The sequence below is a fragment of the Saccharopolyspora sp. NPDC002686 genome (assembly GCF_040295745.1).
GTDB lineage: Bacteria > Actinomycetota > Actinomycetes > Mycobacteriales > Pseudonocardiaceae > Saccharopolyspora > Saccharopolyspora oryzae.
Genome location: NZ_JBEOVY010000003.1, coordinates 22527 through 38840, shown reverse-complemented (window position 1 = coordinate 38840; position 16314 = coordinate 22527). Strand labels below are relative to the sequence as shown.

Annotated in this window: 13 protein-coding genes; 10 read left to right on the top strand and 3 right to left on the bottom strand. The window is 70.7% G+C overall.

Annotated elements, in window-relative coordinates:
* Positions 1–61 precede the first annotated feature (61 nt).
* The 6 genes from ABTZ89_RS00965 to ABTZ89_RS00940 all read left to right on the top strand — a co-directional run bounded on the left by ABTZ89_RS00965 (position 62) and on the right by ABTZ89_RS00940 (position 7446).
* Positions 62–1255: an MFS transporter gene (locus ABTZ89_RS00965; RefSeq protein ID WP_351038678.1), complete on the top strand. Its 1194-nt coding sequence runs from the start codon at positions 62–64 to the stop codon at positions 1253–1255.
* Positions 1256–1499: 244 nt separating this feature from the next.
* On the top strand, positions 1500–2630 hold the full coding sequence (locus ABTZ89_RS00960; protein ID WP_351038676.1) for a methyltransferase: 1131 nt from the start codon (positions 1500–1502) through the stop codon (positions 2628–2630).
* A gap of 98 nt (positions 2631–2728) precedes the next feature.
* A complete protein-coding gene (locus ABTZ89_RS00955; protein WP_351038674.1) occupies positions 2729–3490 on the top strand; it encodes an SDR family oxidoreductase in 762 nt (253 codons plus the stop codon).
* Positions 3487–4173 carry a hypothetical protein gene (locus tag ABTZ89_RS00950; protein WP_351038672.1) on the top strand — a complete coding sequence of 229 codons (687 nt, stop codon included), beginning with the start codon at positions 3487–3489 and terminating at the stop codon, positions 4171–4173. The genes ABTZ89_RS00955 and ABTZ89_RS00950 overlap by 4 nt, the downstream gene beginning before the upstream one ends.
* 129 nt (positions 4174–4302) lie before the next feature.
* Positions 4303–6084: a Xaa-Pro dipeptidyl-peptidase gene (locus ABTZ89_RS00945; RefSeq protein WP_351038670.1), complete on the top strand. Its 1782-nt coding sequence runs from the start codon at positions 4303–4305 to the stop codon at positions 6082–6084.
* A 246-nt stretch (positions 6085–6330) separates the two neighbouring features.
* Complete coding sequence (locus ABTZ89_RS00940; RefSeq protein WP_351038668.1) at positions 6331–7446, top strand: DUF4192 domain-containing protein; 1116 nt, start codon at positions 6331–6333, stop codon at positions 7444–7446.
* Positions 7447–7487: 41 nt separating this feature from the next.
* Here ABTZ89_RS00940 and galE read toward each other — a convergent pair whose 3' ends face one another.
* The 3 genes from galE to ABTZ89_RS00925 form a co-directional block, all read right to left on the bottom strand.
* Positions 7488–8450 (bottom strand): UDP-glucose 4-epimerase GalE, encoded by a 963-nt coding sequence (galE, locus tag ABTZ89_RS00935; protein WP_351038666.1) that lies wholly within the window; start codon positions 8448–8450, stop codon positions 7488–7490.
* 72 nt (positions 8451–8522) lie between these two features.
* Positions 8523–9701, bottom strand: coding sequence for a galactokinase (gene galK, locus ABTZ89_RS00930; protein WP_351038664.1), 1179 nt, complete (start codon positions 9699–9701; stop codon positions 8523–8525).
* Positions 9698–10393, bottom strand: coding sequence for an iron-dependent transcriptional repressor DtxR (locus ABTZ89_RS00925; protein ID WP_270947998.1), 696 nt, complete (start codon positions 10391–10393; stop codon positions 9698–9700). Before ABTZ89_RS00925 ends, galK begins: the two co-directional genes overlap by 4 nt.
* A gap of 124 nt (positions 10394–10517) precedes the next feature.
* On the opposite strand from ABTZ89_RS00925, the gene ABTZ89_RS00920 reads away from it, so the two are divergent.
* The 4 genes from ABTZ89_RS00920 to ABTZ89_RS00905 all read left to right on the top strand — a co-directional run bounded on the left by ABTZ89_RS00920 (position 10518) and on the right by ABTZ89_RS00905 (position 16279).
* Positions 10518–11369 (top strand): sulfurtransferase, encoded by an 852-nt coding sequence (locus tag ABTZ89_RS00920; protein WP_351038662.1) that lies wholly within the window; start codon positions 10518–10520, stop codon positions 11367–11369.
* 86 nt (positions 11370–11455) lie between these two features.
* On the top strand, positions 11456–12631 hold the full coding sequence (locus ABTZ89_RS00915) for an acetoin utilization protein AcuC (RefSeq protein ID WP_351038660.1): 1176 nt from the start codon (positions 11456–11458) through the stop codon (positions 12629–12631).
* Positions 12632–12641: 10 nt separating this feature from the next.
* Positions 12642–15326, top strand: a complete 2685-nt coding sequence (locus ABTZ89_RS00910) for a bifunctional acetate--CoA ligase family protein/GNAT family N-acetyltransferase (protein WP_270947995.1) — start codon at positions 12642–12644, stop codon at positions 15324–15326.
* A gap of 41 nt (positions 15327–15367) precedes the next feature.
* Positions 15368–16279, top strand: a complete 912-nt coding sequence (locus ABTZ89_RS00905; RefSeq protein WP_351038658.1) for an alpha/beta hydrolase family protein — start codon at positions 15368–15370, stop codon at positions 16277–16279.
* The last annotated feature ends 35 nt before the right edge of the window (positions 16280–16314 follow it).

Genomic DNA, 16314 nt, shown 5'->3' with positions numbered 1-16314 from the left:
CGACTCGGCGCGCGCCGAACTCTGCTCAAATTTTGTACTGATCTATCTAAAAGGGAGAGCCATGCCACGCGCGGTCTACATCCTCGCTCTGGGCATATTCGCCATGGTGACCAGCGAGTTCGTGGTCGCCGGACTGATGCCGCAGATGGCCGTCGGACTCGACGCCACCATCCCGCAGATCGGCTACCTGATCACCGCCTTCGCCGCCGCGATGGCCCTGGGCGGGCCGTTCCTCTCCGTCGCGCTGATGAAGATCCGGCCGAAAGCGGCGCTGCTGGGCCTGTTCGGGATCTTCCTCGTCGGCAACCTGCTGGCGGCCACCGCCGCCGGCTACGGGGTGATGCTGGTCGCCCGCATCATCACCGGCGTGGCGTCGCAGGCGTTCTTCGGCATCGCGCTGTCGCTGTGCGCGCAGCTGACCCGGCCGGAGGTGCGCGGCCGCGCCATCGCGGTGGTGATGAACGGACTGATGCTGGGCACCCTGCTCGGCATGCCGTTGTCCACATTGGTCGGTGAGAATCTGGGCTGGCGCGCGGCGTTCTGGGCGATTTCGGCGTTGGCAGTGGTTGCGGCGCTGGCCACCGTGGCCGGGATCCCGGGTATCTCCGGAGCTGCGGAAGAGGGGAACTTCCGGCAGGAACTGGGTGCTTTCCGCCGCCCGAAGCTGTGGTTGGTGCTGCTCACCAGCACCCTCATCATCGGCGCGACGTTCTCGGCGTTCAGCTACTTCAACCCGATCCTCACCGAGCTGAGCGGCTTCAGCACCGGAACCGTCCCGCTGCTGCTCGTCGCCTACGGCGCCGCGACGGTCATCGGGAACACCGTCGTCGGACGGCTCGCCGACCGGCACACGACAACCGTGCTGCTCGTGGGTCTGGTGCTCAACGCGGGTTTCCTGACCGGATTCGCACTGCTGGCGCACGTCAGCGTTGCCGCGGTGGTGTTCATGCTGGGCATCGGGCTGGTCGGAGTGACGATGAACCCGGCGATGATCACGCGCGTCCAGCGCACCGCCAACGCGCGGCCGCTGGTCAACACCGTGCACTCCTCGTTCATCACCTTCGGCGTGATGATCGGATCCTGGGCCGGAGGAACGGCCATCGACCAGTTCGGCCTGCGGGCCCCGCTCTGGTTGGGCGTCGCCCTGGCGCTGATCGGAATCCTGACGCTGCTCCCAGACCTGCTGCGCCGCCGCGCAGCTGCGGATACCAGCGCTGGTCAGCCCGCCGACAAGCGGTCTGCGGCAACCGTCTAGAAGCACTCGCTGCGCCGTGCCGGGTTCCTGCTCGGCACGGCGCAGCCGGGCAGGTGCGTTAGCCTCCACGGCATGACGGCTCCTGTTCATGCTGCTGTGGTCGGTTAGTTCCGGATCTCGCCCCACCGGCCGAGGCGTGCGCGCCCGGCTGGGGATCTGAGCGTCCACCTCCCACTTCGTGCAGCTCAAGCGCGCAATTCGCTGCTGAGCTGCATCCGACCGCATCAGCAGGAGCGGTTCATCCATGCACCTCCCAGAAGGCGATGCTGCCTGCGCGCAGCAGGTCATGCCCGGAAACGCACTGCGCTGGTTCTCGGCGAACGGCGCAGAACCACCGGTCCGATTCGTCCACGCCGATGACCGGATGTCCGCGAACCGGGCATACCGGCTGGTATCCCGGGGGACCGGGTTGCTGTGGCAGGGCGATTTCCACCAGGCCCGCCAACTCCTCAGCGCGCTCTCCCGCCGTCTCCAGCGGCCGCAGAAGCGCACCTCGTCCGCTGCCGAAGCGTTCTTGCACCACCGGCAGGAGCAGTCGCGAAGAGCACGGGTGCTGTCGCTCGTCATGGTCCGCATCGAGAGCGACCACGCGCTGGAGCTGCGTCGCGCACCAGACGTCGGTCCTGCTTGCCGCGACGTGTACGGCGAGGTCGACGCGCCGTACGTCGTCCCGTTGCGGGAGTTGCTCGGCGTCATCAGTGCGGGGGAATGGCGGCGGAAGGGCGTCGCAGTGCCGGCGCTCGGGGCGCACATCCACCCGCACTACGGGGTGTTCGCCCCGACGAGGAACGAGTACGTCGACCTGGTCGCGGATGCTCCGCTGCCGCAGGTCCGGACCGCATTCGACATCGGTACCGGAACCGGCGTGCTGGCAGCGCTTCTCGCGCGCCGCGGCGTGGCACGGGTGGTGGCCACGGACAGCTCGGCACGCGCGATCCGGTGCGCCGAGGACAACGTGCGGCGGTTGGGACTCACCGGCCGGATCGAGCCGGTGGAGGCCGATCTCTTCCCGCCGGGACGCGCGCAGCTGGTCGTGTGCAACCCGCCGTGGCTCCCGGCCCAGCCGCATTCGTCGCTGGACCACGCGGTCTACGACCCGGAGAGCCGGATGCTGCTGGACTTCCTCGACCGGCTGCCCGACCACCTGCAGCCAGGAGGGGAGGGGTGGCTGATCCTCTCGGACCTGGCTGAACGCCTCGGCTTGCGCACTCGGGCCGAGCTGCTCGACGCCGTTCACCGGGCCGGGCTCCGCGTCGTCGCCAGATCGGACACCGAGCCCCGCCATCCGAAGGCCGCGGCGCCCGGAGATCCGTTCCACGCCGCTCGCGCCGGCGAGGTCATCTCCCTGTGGCGGCTCGCGCCGATCGAGGGCTGACCGGGCATCCGCGGGTGCCGTCGGGTGGCGGCACCCGCGGGTGTAACGTTCTGCGGCTTCGGCTCGTCCTCGTGGTGTCTTCGGGAAAGGATGGACGAGTGCGGAATCCGATTTTGGTGACGGGTGGGACGGGCACGCTGGGCAGAGCAGTGGTGGAGCGGTTGCTCGATGCAGGGCACGACCTGCGAGTTCTCAGCCGCAGGAGTCGCCCGGCCGCGGCAGGGTACGAGTGGGCGACCGGGGATCTGCGCACGGGAGAGGGCATCGACGCGGCCACTTCGGGAGTCGACGCCATCGTGCACTGCGCAACCACGTTGGGGCGCAAGGACGTGGCGGCGACGCAGCGGCTGATCGACTCGGCGCGGCGCAGCGGCGATCCGCACCTGGTCTACATCTCGATCGTCGGCGTCGACGAGGTGCCGCTGCCCTACTACCGGGCGAAGCTCGAAGCCGAGGAACGCGTGGTGAGCTCGGGACTGCCGTGGACGATCCTGCGAACCACCCAGTTCCACGACCTGGTGGCCCGGATGACCTCGGTGCAACGCCGATCACCCGTGATCGCCGCGCTCGCGGGGGTGGACTTCCAGCCGATCGACGTCCAGGAGGTCGCGGCGCGCCTGGCCGAGCTCGCGGTCGGTGCTGCGGCGGGACGCGTCCCGGACATGGGCGGGCCGGAGATCCGCAGCCACCGCGACCTCGCCCGCGAGTACCTGGCCGCGACTGGACGCCGTCGCCTCGTGCTGCCGATCCGCGTGCCGGGCGCAGCTTTCGCCGGTTATCGCCGGGGTGGGCACCTGGCCCCGGAGCACGCGGTCGGCCGCGTGACCTTCAGCGATTTCCTCGCCGGAGAAGCGCGGTGACGATGCGCAGCTGGCTCCGCGCAGGTCTGTTCGTCCTGACCTTCGTGCACGTCGCAACGGGTATCTGGACGTTGTTCTTCCCGCAGTCGTTCTACGACGACGTGCCGACCGTCAGCGACTACCCGCCGTTCAACGAGCACCTGTTCCGCGACTTCGGGGCGATGAACCTGGCCATGGCAGTGGTGCTCGGCGCAGCCGCGGTGCTCCTCGACCGGCCCTTGGTCCTCGTCGCGCTGGTCTCGAACCTCGTCTGGGTCGTGCCGCACCTGGTCTTCCACACCGCGCACCCGGCGGGCCCGCTGCTGGTGGTGGGCCTGGCCGCGATCGTCGCGATTCCGGTGGTGCGCTCGTGCTTACCTGCGGTGCTTCGCCAGCAGGTGAGCGGCGACAGCAGTCGCGCCGGTGACGGAGAAGACCGACGGCCAGGCCCCGATCTTCTTGGCCAGCGGGTGCGAGCCGGTCAGCGCTGCGGTGTAGGTGGCGCCCAGCGCGAGAGCCGGGACGACACCGGTCCGGCGGCGGCAGGTCTCCATCGCGGCGAGCCCGGCGCCGGCCGCGACAACTCCGCCCCAGTGCCGGTGCTTGGTGGCGCGGGCGACCGCGAAACCGCCGATCAAACCGGCCGAGGTGAGCAGGCTGGACGGGATGGACATGCGCACTCCTTGCAGCTGGCTGCGGACTAGCCTCCGCGACTCTACCGGGACGGGAGGGGGGAAATTTGGCGCAAACCCGCCTGGAACGTGCTTGACCGGGCATTTCGAGCTAAGAAATGTCCTGGTGTCATGTCCCTTCGTCGTTCCCGGGGAGCCTGCATGCGGCGCGTTCGGATGGGTTTGCTGGCTGCGTTGTGCGTCCTACCGCTGAGCGGGCCGCCCGCGGTGGCGCAACCGCCGCAGGGCCCGGTGTTCCAGGACGGCGAGGCGCAGCCGGTGTTCGACCCGGCGCAGGCGGTGCGCGAGGACCTGTTCGTGACCGCGCCCGTGGACAGCGATCGCGACGGGCAGGACGACCGGGTGCACGTCCAGGTGGTGCGCCCGAAGGAGACCGACCAGGGCTTGCGCGTTCCGGTCGTCTACCAGGCCAGCCCCTACTTCTCCGGTGGCAACGACGTCCCGAACCACAACGTCGACACCGAGCTCTACGTGCCCGAGGCGCCCGGCAACCGGTCGCTGCGCACTTCCGCGGCCGACGAGCGGATGGCGGTGGCCGCCGACATCAAGTGGGACTACGAGGAGTACTTGCTGTCCAGGGGTTTCGCCGTGGTGTACGCGGAATCCCTGGGCACCGGGGAGTCCACCGGATGCCCGACCACCGGAGCCGAGAACGAGACCATCGGCGCGAAATCGGTCGTCGACTGGCTCAACTCGCGAGCGCCCGGGCACAGCGCCGACGGCGCGCCCGCGGCTGCCGGCTGGGCGACCGGCAAGGTCGGGATGATGGGCGTGTCCTACAACGGCACGCTGCCCAACGCGGTGGCCAGCACTGGCGTCGACGGGCTGGAAGCGATCGTGCCGATCGGCGCGATCTCGAACTGGTACGACTACTACCGCAGCGACGGAGCGGTCGTCGCGCCCGGCGGTTACCAGGGCGAAGACGCCGACGTGCTCGCCGAGTACGTGCACACCCGGGCCGACCGCGAACCGTGCCGCGCGGTGCTCGACCAGCTGCGGGCGGACCAGGACCGGATCACCGGCGACTACAGCCCGTTCTGGGACGAGCGCAACTACCTCAACGACGTCGGGAACGTCCGGGCCGCAGTGCTTTCCGTGCACGGGCTCAACGACTGGAACGTCAAGACCAGGCAGGCGGCCCAGTGGTACGAGGCCCTGCGCGAGCGCGACGTTCCGCACAAGATCTGGTGGCACCAGTCCGGGCACACCGATCCGATCCGGCTCCGCAAGGAGGAGTGGCTGCGCGAGCTGAACCGCTGGTTCACCCGCTACCTGTACCAGGTGCCCAACGGGGTCGAGGGCGAGCCGCGCGCCACCGTTCAGCGCGAGGACGGCAGCTGGGTCCAGGAGCCGGAATGGCCGTCGCCGCAGGCCGAGGACGTGGTCCTGCGACCGGCTCCCGGCGGTCCTGAGCGGGGTGGGCTGACTGCGGAGAAGAAGTCCGACCGGGCCGTTGAGTCGCTGCGCGACGACGCCACCCGGACTGCCGAGGACCTCGCGGCCGCGCCGGGTTCGCCGAACCGGCTGGCCTACTTCGGCGAACCGCTCGCGGAGCAGGTCAGGGTCAGCGGAACGGTGCGGGCGGACCTCGCCCTGGCCTTCGACCGGCCTGCCGCGAACGTGACCGCGCTGCTGGTGGACCAGGCGCCGGACGGCTCGGTGTCGGTGGTGACCCGGGGGTGGGCCGACCCGCAGAACCGGCAGAAGATCGACATGACCTCCCCGATCAAGCCCGGGCAGACCTACCAGATCGAGGTGGCCATGCAGCCGGACGACTACGTGTTCGCGCCTGGGCACCGCATCGGTGTGGTGGTGCTGTCCAGCGATCACGACTTCACGTTGCGTCCGAAGCCGGGCGCGGGGCTGGCGCTGGACCTGTCCCGGACGTCGATCACGTTGCCTGTGGTCGGGTCCGTCAGGTAGCGGTCCGCGGGTTTCAACGGGCGGTCGGAGCTTCGGCTCCGGCCGCCCGTTTTTGATAGAACTTCGTGTTGTTGTGCCGGTTTCGGAGCGCATTCGCCGATCAAGCGATCCGCTTCACCCGGCCGAATGTCATTCCATAGTGGACTTTTTGAGGTCTTGCTCGACAATTGTCCACACCGGACCTATTGATCCACAGATTTCGAAAAACCCCTTTCCACAACGGGTTTCGACGGTGATCGTGGTGGCATGACAACTCGACTGAACACCACCGTTTCCCTGTCCGAACCCGACGACGTGCTGGCCGCGGTGCCGCACATGCTCGGCTTCCACCCGACCAACTCGCTCGTGGTGCTGACGCTGCACGACCTGGGGTTCACCCCGAGGTTCGGCGTCACGGTGCGCACGGACCTGCCGTGCTCGATGCGGATGTGCGGCTTCGGCGAATACCTGCTGTCCGGACCGCTGGGACGGCAGCGGGCGGAAGCCGTCATCCTCGTCGTCATAGGGGAGGAACCCAGCACGGACGCCTGCGACGACAACTGCGCCGGCGCCTGCCGGCGACCACTGCTCAACGGGACCGGTGCGGACGAGATCGATACCGGCCCGCCGCTCGCGGACCTGGTCGACGTGATCCGGGATTCCTTCCACCGGGCCGGAATCGTGACCGCGCACGCCATGTGGGCGCCGCAGATCCAGGCCGGTGCGAGCTGGCGCTGCTACTCCGATCCGGAGTGCTTCGGCGAGATCCCCGACCCGAAGTCCTCGCCGGTCGCGGCGGCGATGGCCGCAGCGGGATCGGTGACCTTCGGCAGCCGAGACGAACTCCGCGCACTGGTGGCCCCCGAGTCGGCCCAGGCCGTCACGCGCTGGTCGGCGAAGCTCGACGCGCTGGCCGAGGAACGCATCGAGGACCACGATCCGGCCAGGGTGTCGCGAGACGTGCAGCTCGTGCACGCGGCGATTCAGCGGGCGGCCAGCGGTTCCGCGCTGACCGAGGACGACAAGCTGCGAGTGCTGCTAGCGGTGTCCGACACCCGAGTCCGCGACATCGCCCTGGGCACCGCGCTGGGCGACACGGCCAAGGCGGCCGAAGAGCTCTGGCTCGCCCTGGTCCGCAACGCCCCGGACCCGGAACTGCCCGAAGTCGCCGCGCTGCTGGCGTTCTCCGCCTACTTGCGCGGCGAGGGGGCGCTCGCCGGGGTCGCGCTGGAACGGATCGAGCGGGTCGAGCCGGACCACCAGCTGGGCGCCCTGCTGCGGCAGGCCATGGAAGCCGGCCTGCCGCCCACCGAACTGGCCGTCATCGCCAGAGACGCCGCTGAAGACGCCCGGATCATGCTCGAAGAGGACGGAGCTTGGTGATGCAGGACAACGTGAACACCCGACGGTCCGGGAACCGCTGGTCAGGACTGCTGGCGCTGCTGGGTGAACTCCCAGGCGTCGCGCACGATGACGTCGAGGTCGGCCCGCTGCGGCTGCCAACCCAGCTCGTCCCGCGCGCGCTGGCTCGACGCCACCAGCGTCGCCGGGTCACCGGCGCGCCGGGGCGCCACCTCGGCGGGGATCGGGTGACCGGTCACCCGGCGGCAGGTGTCGATGACCTGCTTGACCGAGAAGCCGGTGCCGTTGCCCAGGTTGTAGATCCGGTGCTCGCCGGCGACGGCGTTCTCCAGCGCCAGCAGGTGGGCGTCGGCCAGGTCCGTGACGTGGATGTAGTCGCGGACGCAGGTGCCGTCGGCGGTGGGCCAGTCCTCGCCGAACATCTGCACCTGCTCCCGCTGGCCGAGTGCGACCTGCAGCACGATCGGGATGAGGTGCGTCTCGACCGTGTGCCGCTCGCCGAACGCGCCGTGCGCGCCGGCCACGTTGAAGTACCGCAGGCTGACCGCGCCGATGCCGTGGGCGTTGGCGTAGGAGGTGATCGCGTGGTCGATGGCCAGCTTCGTCGCGCCGTAGGTGTTGGTCGGCCGCGTCGCCGTGTCCTCCGTGATCGGCGAGACCTCCGGTTCCCCGTAGGTCGCCGCGGTGGAGGAGAACACCAGCCGGGGCGTGCCGTGCTCGCGCATCGCGTCCAGCAGCCGCAGCGAGGTGACCACGTTGCCCTGCCAGTACTTCTGCGGGTCCTGCATGGATTCGCCGACCAGCGACTTGGCCGCGAAGTGCAGCACACCGTCGAACGGCTCCGCGAGCAGCTCGCCCGCCGCCGCGGCGATGTCGGCCTCGACGAACTTGCAGCCGTCCGGGACCGCGTCGGCGTGCCCGGTGGACAGGTCGTCGACCACGACGACCTCGTGACCGGACTCCACCAGGCGTGCGGCGCACACGCTTCCGACGTAGCCGGCGCCGCCTGTGACGAGGAGCTTCAACTCGGTACTGCCTTCCGTGCGAGTTCTAGTTCGGCCGCCGTGGACCGGCGAGCGGCAGCGGTCGCCCGGTGGTCACCGGTCCCGCCCCGCACCGGCGGAGGGTACCGCTGTGAACAGCCGGGGTTCGGTCAGGTGCGCCTGCGCGAAGGCGTCCAGGACGGCCTGCTCGATCCGCGGCCGGTCGGCGACGGGTACGAGGGCGATCGCGGAACCGCCGAAACCACCGCCGATCATCCGGGAGCCCAGCGCGCCGGTGGCCAAGGCGGTGTCGACCGCGAGATCCAGCTCGGGGCAGGAGATCCGGTAGTCGTCGCGCAGGCTGACGTGCGAGCCGTTGAGCAGCGGCCCGATCTCGGCGTACCGCCCGGCGCGGAGTTCGTCCACTGTGGCCAGCACCCGGTCGTTCTCGGTGACGACGTGCCGCACCAGTGGCCGGAGTTCCTCCGGAAGCTGCGGCAGCACCGTCGGCAGCTCTGCCGCGGTCACGTCGCGCAGGGCCTTGCGCCCGAGCAGCTCCGCTGCGCGCTCGCAACCCCGCCGGCGTTCTCCGTAACCGGATTCGCTGTGCGAATGCTTCACGCGGGTGTCGATGACGAGCAGCTCCAGGCCTGCGCTGAGCGGGTCGAACGGGATCTGCTCGGCGTCGCCGGAGCGCACGTCGAAGAACAGCGCGTGCGCCTCGGTGCAGGCCAGCGAAGCGGTCTGGTCGAGCAGGCCCGTCGGCGCCCCGGCGAAGTCGTTCTCGGCCCGCTGCACCAGGCGCGCGATCTCCCCGAGGCTCGGCGCGCCCGGCTGCCCCGGCGCGGCGTGCGCGGTGTCGAGCAGCGCCAGCGCCGTCGCGCACTCCAGCGCGTGCGAAGAGGACAGACCGGCACCGGTCGGCACGTCACCGGCGATCACCAGGTCTGCCCCGCCGAGGGTGAAACCGGCTTCGCGCAGCGCCCAGGCGACCCCGGCGGGGTAAGCGGCCCAGCCGGTGGGCGAGCCCGGTCGCAGCTCGTCGATGCTGGTCTCGGGACTGCGGTGGAGTCGTCCGTCGCTGCCGTAGGTCGCCGTCGACAGGAGTCCGTCGGTGCGGGGCCGGATCGCGACCGCGGTGCGGTGCGGCAGGGCGAAGGGGAGCACGAACCCGTCGTTGTAGTCGGTGTGCTCCCCGATGAGGTTCACCCGGCCTGGGGCGGACCAGACCGCGTCGGCGGCACCGCCGTGCTCTTCGGCGAACGCTGCCGCCGCGCGCTCGGCCGAGGTCACTTGGCGTGCACCATGACCGCGTGCGCGATGCCGGTGGTCAGCTCGGTGGTGCCGTTGTCGCCCCGCACCTCGATCGGCTTGTTCGGCCCGATGACCGACATGATCTCGACCTCGTTGCCCGGCACGACGCCGACGTCCTTCAACTCGGTCATCAGGTCGGGGTCGAGCTGGACGTGCTCGGCGATGCGGCGGATGACCGCCCGCCCACCGCCGTTGCGGGCGATCTCGTCGACCCGCTGCAGGTCACCTTCGGCCGAGGTCTCGGTGTCGTCCACGCCGAGCTCGTCGAGGCCGGGGATCGGGTTGCCGTAGGGGGACGTGGTGGGACGGCCGAGCAGCTTGACGAGCTTGCGCTCGACGGCCTCGCTCATCACGTGCTCCCAGCGGCACGCTTCGTTGTGCACGTGCTCCCACTCGAGACCGATCACGTCGACGAGGAGCCGCTCGGCGAGGCGGTGCTTGCGCATCACGCTGACGGCGCGCGCGCGGCCGGTCTTGGTGAGCTCGAGGTGCCGGTCTTCGGCAACGGTCAGCAGCCCGTCGCGCTCCATGCGGGCCACCGTCTGGCTCACCGTGGGGCCGCTCTGCTCCAACCGCTCGGCGATCCGTGCCCGGAGTGGAACAACGCCCTCTTCTTCGAGGTCGTAGATGGTGCGCAGGTACATCTCAGTGGTATCGATGAGATCGTTCACGTCGGCTCCCCATTCAGTCCCAACCACGATGCTAGTCGCCCCGGGCGACAGCAGTCAGCGGTCGGGGAGTTGACTGCCAGGATTTTCGACCGACCTCGTCGCCGGGCTACGAAAGGCCGTCCAGATGGATCCTTTGATCAGTACCGATGATCTCATGGCCGCGTTGGCGGAGCAGGCACCCCCGACCCTGCTCGACGTCCGTTGGTCGTTGCTCGGACCACCCGGCCGGGACGCCTATGAGGCGGGCCACCTGCCGGGCGCGGTGTTCGTCGATCTGGACGCCGAACTGGCCTCGGAACCCGGTCCGGCGGGCCGCCACCCGCTGCCGGAACCCGGCGACTTCGAAGCCGTCCTGCGGCGGGCCGGGGTGGACGCGGACCGGCCGGTGGTCGTCTACGACGCCGACAACGGTTCAGCCGCTGCCCGCGCTTGGTGGCTGCTGCGTTGGGCCGGCCATCGGGAGGTGGCGGTGCTCGACGGCGGGTATGCGGCGTGGACCGCGGAGGGGCGGCCGACTACGACTGAGAAGCCGCAGCCGGTCGAAGGCGGGTTCCGGGTCCAGCCCGGCTCGATGCCGGTGGTGGACGCCGACGGCGCAGCGCAGCTCGCCCGCGAGGGGACGCTGCTGGACGCGCGCGCACCGGAGCGCTACCGCGGTGATGTCGAGCCGATGGATCCGCGGGCCGGGCACGTTCCGGGCGCTCTGAACGCACCGTTCGCCGCGCACGTGGACGACGCCGGGAAGTGGCGTTCCCCGGAGGAGCTGGCGGCTCACTTCACCGCGCTCGGCGTCGGCGCGGGCGGGGCGGTCGGTGCGTACTGCGGTTCGGGCGTGACGGCCTGCTCGGTGCTGCTCGCTCTGGAGCACGCCGGAGTGACCGATCCGCAGCACCCGGCCGCGCTGTACGCGGGCTCGTGGTCGAACTGGTCGGCAGACCCGGACCGCCCGGCCGCGACCGGAGAGGAGGCGGGCTGACCGAACGATCCGGCCAGCTCGATCAAGCGCAGCGCAGTGTCCTGGAACACTGTGTTGGCGGACACAGGGCGGGTAGCGTCCGGGCCATGGGTTCTCAGTGCGCAGTGGTGTGGGACGAGTCGCTGCTCGACTACGACCTCGGCGGGCACCACCCGCTGCATCCGATCAGGTTGGACCTGACCATGCGGTTGGCGAGGTCGCTCGGAGTCCTCGACGGCGTCGAGGTGCTCGAGCCGGAACCGGCGGCCGAGGAAGACCTGCTGCGGGTGCACACCCGGGAGTACATCGAGGCCGTGCGCGCCGCGCCGATGGCGGGCTGGGAGGTCGGCCACGGGCTCGGCACGGAGGACAACCCGATCTTCGACCGGATGCACGAGGCCGCGGCGCTGATCTCGGGCGCCTCGATCCGGGCAGCGGAGCAGATCGTGTCGGGCAAGGTGGACCGGGCGTTCAACATCGCGGGCGGGTTGCACCACGCGATGGCCGACCATGCGGCGGGGTTCTGCATCTACAACGATTGCTCGGTGGCCATCGCGTGGATGCTCGAGCAGGGCGTGGAGCGCATCGCCTACCTCGACGTCGACGTGCACCACGGCGACGGCGTGCAGGCGGCGTTCTACGACGACCCGCGGGTGATGACCATCTCCCTGCACCAGCACCCGCTCACCTTGTGGCCGGGAACCGGGTTCAGCACGGAGATCGGCAGCGGCGCGGCGGACGGCACGGCGGTGAACATCCCGCTACCCCCGGGGACGGGGGACGCGGACTGGCGCCGCGCGTTCCACGCGGTGGTGCCCTCGGTGCTGTCCGCGTTCCAGCCGCAGGTGCTGGTGACGCAGTGCGGGGCCGACGCGCACCGCGACGATCCGCTGGCCGACCTGTCGAAGAGCGTGGACGGGCAGCGCGCCACCTACCAGGACCTGCGGGAGCTGGCCGACAGCTGCGCCGGTGGCAAGTGGCTGGCGCTGGGCGGTGGCGGGTACTCGCTGTTCCGCGTGGTGCCGCGCGCCTGGACGCACCTGCTGGCCACCTTGTTGGACCGGGACGTCGCGCCGGAGACGACCATCCCGGAGGATTGGATGGCGCATGCGGTGCGGGTCTCCGAGAACGTGCCGCTGCCGACGTCGATGACCGATGGGGCCGACCCGTCGTTCGAGCGCTGGACGGGGGTGACCGCGTCCTCGGTGGACACCGCGATTCGCGACACCCGGCACGCGGTGTTTCCGTTGCACGGTCTCGACCCGGTCGACAGCCGCGACTGAGGAGTCCGAAGTGGACGGAACGGTTCAGGGGCAGGAGAAGGCCCCGGAGGAAGTGGAATACCCGCGGCAGTGGGAAGCCGACGTGGTGCTCTCCGACGGTGGCACGGTGCACATCCGGCCGATCACCGGTGCGGACGCCGAGAAGCTGATCGCCTTCCACGGGCGGCTCAGCGACCGGACCCGCTACTACCGCTACTTCGGCCCCTACCCGCGGATGCCCCAGCGCGACGTGGAGCGCTTCACCCACGTCGACTACGTCAACCGGGTCGCGCTGGTCGCGCTGCTCGGGGACGACATCGTCGCGGTGGGCCGCTTCGACCGGCTGGGCGAGCAGCGGTCGGCCGAGGTCGCGTTCGTGGTGGAGGACTCGCACCAGGGGCGCGGTCTCGGGTCGATCCTGCTGGAGCACCTCGCGGCCGCCGCTCGGGAGCGGGGGTTGCAGCGCTTCGTGGCCGAGGTGCTGGCGGAGAACTCGACGATGGTGCGGGTGTTCCGCGACGCCGGGTACCAGGTGAGCCGCGCGATGGAGGAAGGCGTCGTGCACCTGGAGTTCGACATCGACCTCACCGAGGAGTCGGTCGCGGTGGCCCGCGCCCGGGAGCAGGCCGCCGAGGCGCGCAGCGTGCACAACCTGCTGAGACCGCGGTCGGTGGCGGTGATCGGGGCTTCCACCGACCACCGCAAGATCGGCCACGCGGTCCTGACGAACCTGCTCACCGCGGACTTCTCCGGGCCGGTGTACCCGGTCAACCCGGAGCACCGCTCGGTACGGGGCGTGCGCGCCTACGCCTCGGTGCTCGACATCCCGGACGAGGTGGACCTGGCCGTGGTGGCGATCCCGGCCGCCGGCGTGACCGAGGTGCTCGACGACTGCCTGGCCAAGGGGGTCAAGACCCTGGTCATCGTCAGCTCCGGGTTCAGCGAGAGCGGTCCGGCCGGGCGCGAGGTCGAGCGCGCGATGGTCCGCGAGGCCCGCGTGCACGGCATGCGGGTGGTCGGTCCGAACGCGCTGGGCGTGGTCAACACCGCCCCGGACCTGAGGCTGAACGCGAGCTTGGCCCCGCAGCTGCCCGGCCGCGGGCGGACCGGGTTCTTCTGCCAGTCCGGTGCGCTCGGGGTGGCGATCCTGGCCACCGCGACCGAGCGCGGGCTGGGGCTGTCGACGTTCGTCTCGGCGGGCAACCGCGCCGACGTGTCCGGCAACGACCTGCTGCAGTACTGGCAGACCGACCCGGCCACCGACGTGGTGCTGCTCTACCTGGAGTCGTTCGGCAACCCGCGCAAGTTCGGCCGGCTGGCGCGCCGGTTGGCCCGCAGCAAGCCGATCGTGGTGGTCAAGTCGGGGCGCAACGCGGTGCGCCCGGGGTTGGCGGCGACCTCGGTGCAGGTGGACGAGACCAGCGTGCAGGCGCTGTTCGAGCAGTCCGGTGTCATCCGCGTGGAGTCGGTGGCGCAGATGTTCGACACCGCGCTGCTGCTGGCGCACCAGCCGCTGCCGCAGGGCGATCGCGTTGCGATCGTGGGCAACTCCTCGGCGCTGGGCATGCTCGCAGCGGACGTGGCCCAGGCCCAGGGGCTGCAGCTGGCAGGCGATCCCGTCGATGTGGGCGCGTCGGCGGGGCCGGAGGACTTCGCCGCCGCAGTGCGCGACGCCGCTCTGCGCGAGGACGTCGATGCGCTGGTGACGGTGTTCGCGCCGCCGGTAGCGGTTCCCGGGACCGCTTACGCGCGGGCCATGCGGGAGGCGTTGCAGGAGGCCGACGTCGCGCGGTCCAAGCCGGTGGTGACGACCTTCCTGGCCGCCGAAGGCGTGCCGGACGAGCTGGTGGTGCCGGGTGCGGACGGCATCGCGGGCAAGGGGTCCGTCCCGTCGTACCCGAGCCCGGAGCGCTCGGTGCTGGCCCTGGCCAGGGTGACCCGCTACGCGCAGTGGCGCGCCGCGCCGCAGGGCCATTTCGTGCGGCCCCCGGACGTCGACGCCGAGCGGGCGCGGACGCTGGTCGAGGGTTGGCTGGCGGCCGGTGTCACCACGCTCGAGGACAAGCGCGTGCTGAGCCTGCTCGCCTGCTACGGCATCGACGTGGTGCCGTTCCGCCGGGTGAGCAGCGTGGACGCGGCGGTGGCCGCGGCCGAGGAGCTCGGATACCCGGTCGCGCTGAAGACGGTCGACGATCAGCTCCGCCACCGCAACGACCTCGTGGGCGTCCGGCTCGACCTCGGCAGCGCCGATGCGGTGCGCGCGGCCTACGCCGACATCCACGGGGTGTCCGGGATGGACGAGGTCTACGTGCAGCGGATGGCGGTGCGCGGAACTTCGTGCGTGATCGACCTGATGGACGACCCGTCGTTCGGCACGCTGGTGTCCTTCGGGCTTTCCGGGGTGGCCAGCGAACTGCTCGGCGACAAGGCGTACCGCGCGCTCCCGCTGTCCGATGTGGACGTATCGGCGCTGGTCCGCGCGCCGCGGGCGGCGCCGCTGCTGGCGGGTTACCGGGGCAGCGAGCCCGCTGATCTCGCGGCGCTGGAGGACCTGGTGCTGCGGGTGGCGACGCTGGCCGAAGACCTGCCGGAGGTGCGGGAGCTGGCGTTGCGCCCGGTGCTGGCTTCGCCGGCGGGTGCTGTGGTCACCGGGGCCAAGGTCGCCATCGGGGAGTCGCCCGCGGTGCTGGACACCGGGCCGCGGCGGCTCCGCTGACGCCCTGTCCGAGACGCAAGCGTTCCGTTAATCTGTGCCTCGTGGACACCGAAACCGCCGCTGGCATCCCGGAGCCCGACGCACCCGCTTCGGTCGTGCTCGGCCTGGTCTCGGCCGGACCGCACCGGATCAAGGTGCGCGCGGCCCAGCAGGACGACCCGAGCAGCCCGGTGGTCGTGCTCGTCCCCGCCATGGGCGTGCCCGCGCGCTACTACCGGCCGTTCGTGGCCGACTTGCACCGCCAGGGCCTGACCGTGGTGACCTACGACCTGCGCGGCCAAGGTGAGAGCAAACCGCAGGCGGCCCGCGGCGTGCGCTACGGCTACCAGAGCCTGATCGACGACCTGGACGGCGTCCTCGACCTGGTCGGATCGGTGCTGCCGCAGGCGCCGCGCTTCTTGATCGGGCACAGCCTCGGCGGCCAGATCGCCATGCTGCACTCGGCACGCCACCAGGGGCGGGTGCAGGGCGTCGCGCTCATCGCCTCGGGATCGGTGTGGTTCCGGAGCTTCCCCGGCTACTACAAGCTGCGCACGCTGATCGGCACGCAGGTCGTGGCCAGCGCCTCGACGCTGCTCGGCTACTGGCCAGGCCACCGCTTCGGCTTCGGCGGTCGGCAGGCGGCAGGTCTGATGCAGGACTGGGCACGTCAAGCCCGCACGAGCAAGTACCGCCTCAACGGCTCGACCACCGATTACGAAGCGGGGTTGGGCGAGATGCGGATGCCGCTGCTGACCGTCAGCGTCGCGGGGGACCGGTTGGCGCCGCAGTCCTCAGTGGACCACCTGGCGGGCAAGGCGCGGCACGCGCTGCGCACGTCCAAGCACTACACGCGGGACACGTCCGGCGCGGAGAACCTCGGCCACTTCAGCTGGGTGCGCAACGGCGGTGCGCTCTCGCAGTGGATCCGGGACTGGATCGCGGCCGCGCACGAGCCGTCCGTCCACTCCTGAGCTTGAGATGACGAGGCGGGTGGGACGTCGATCCC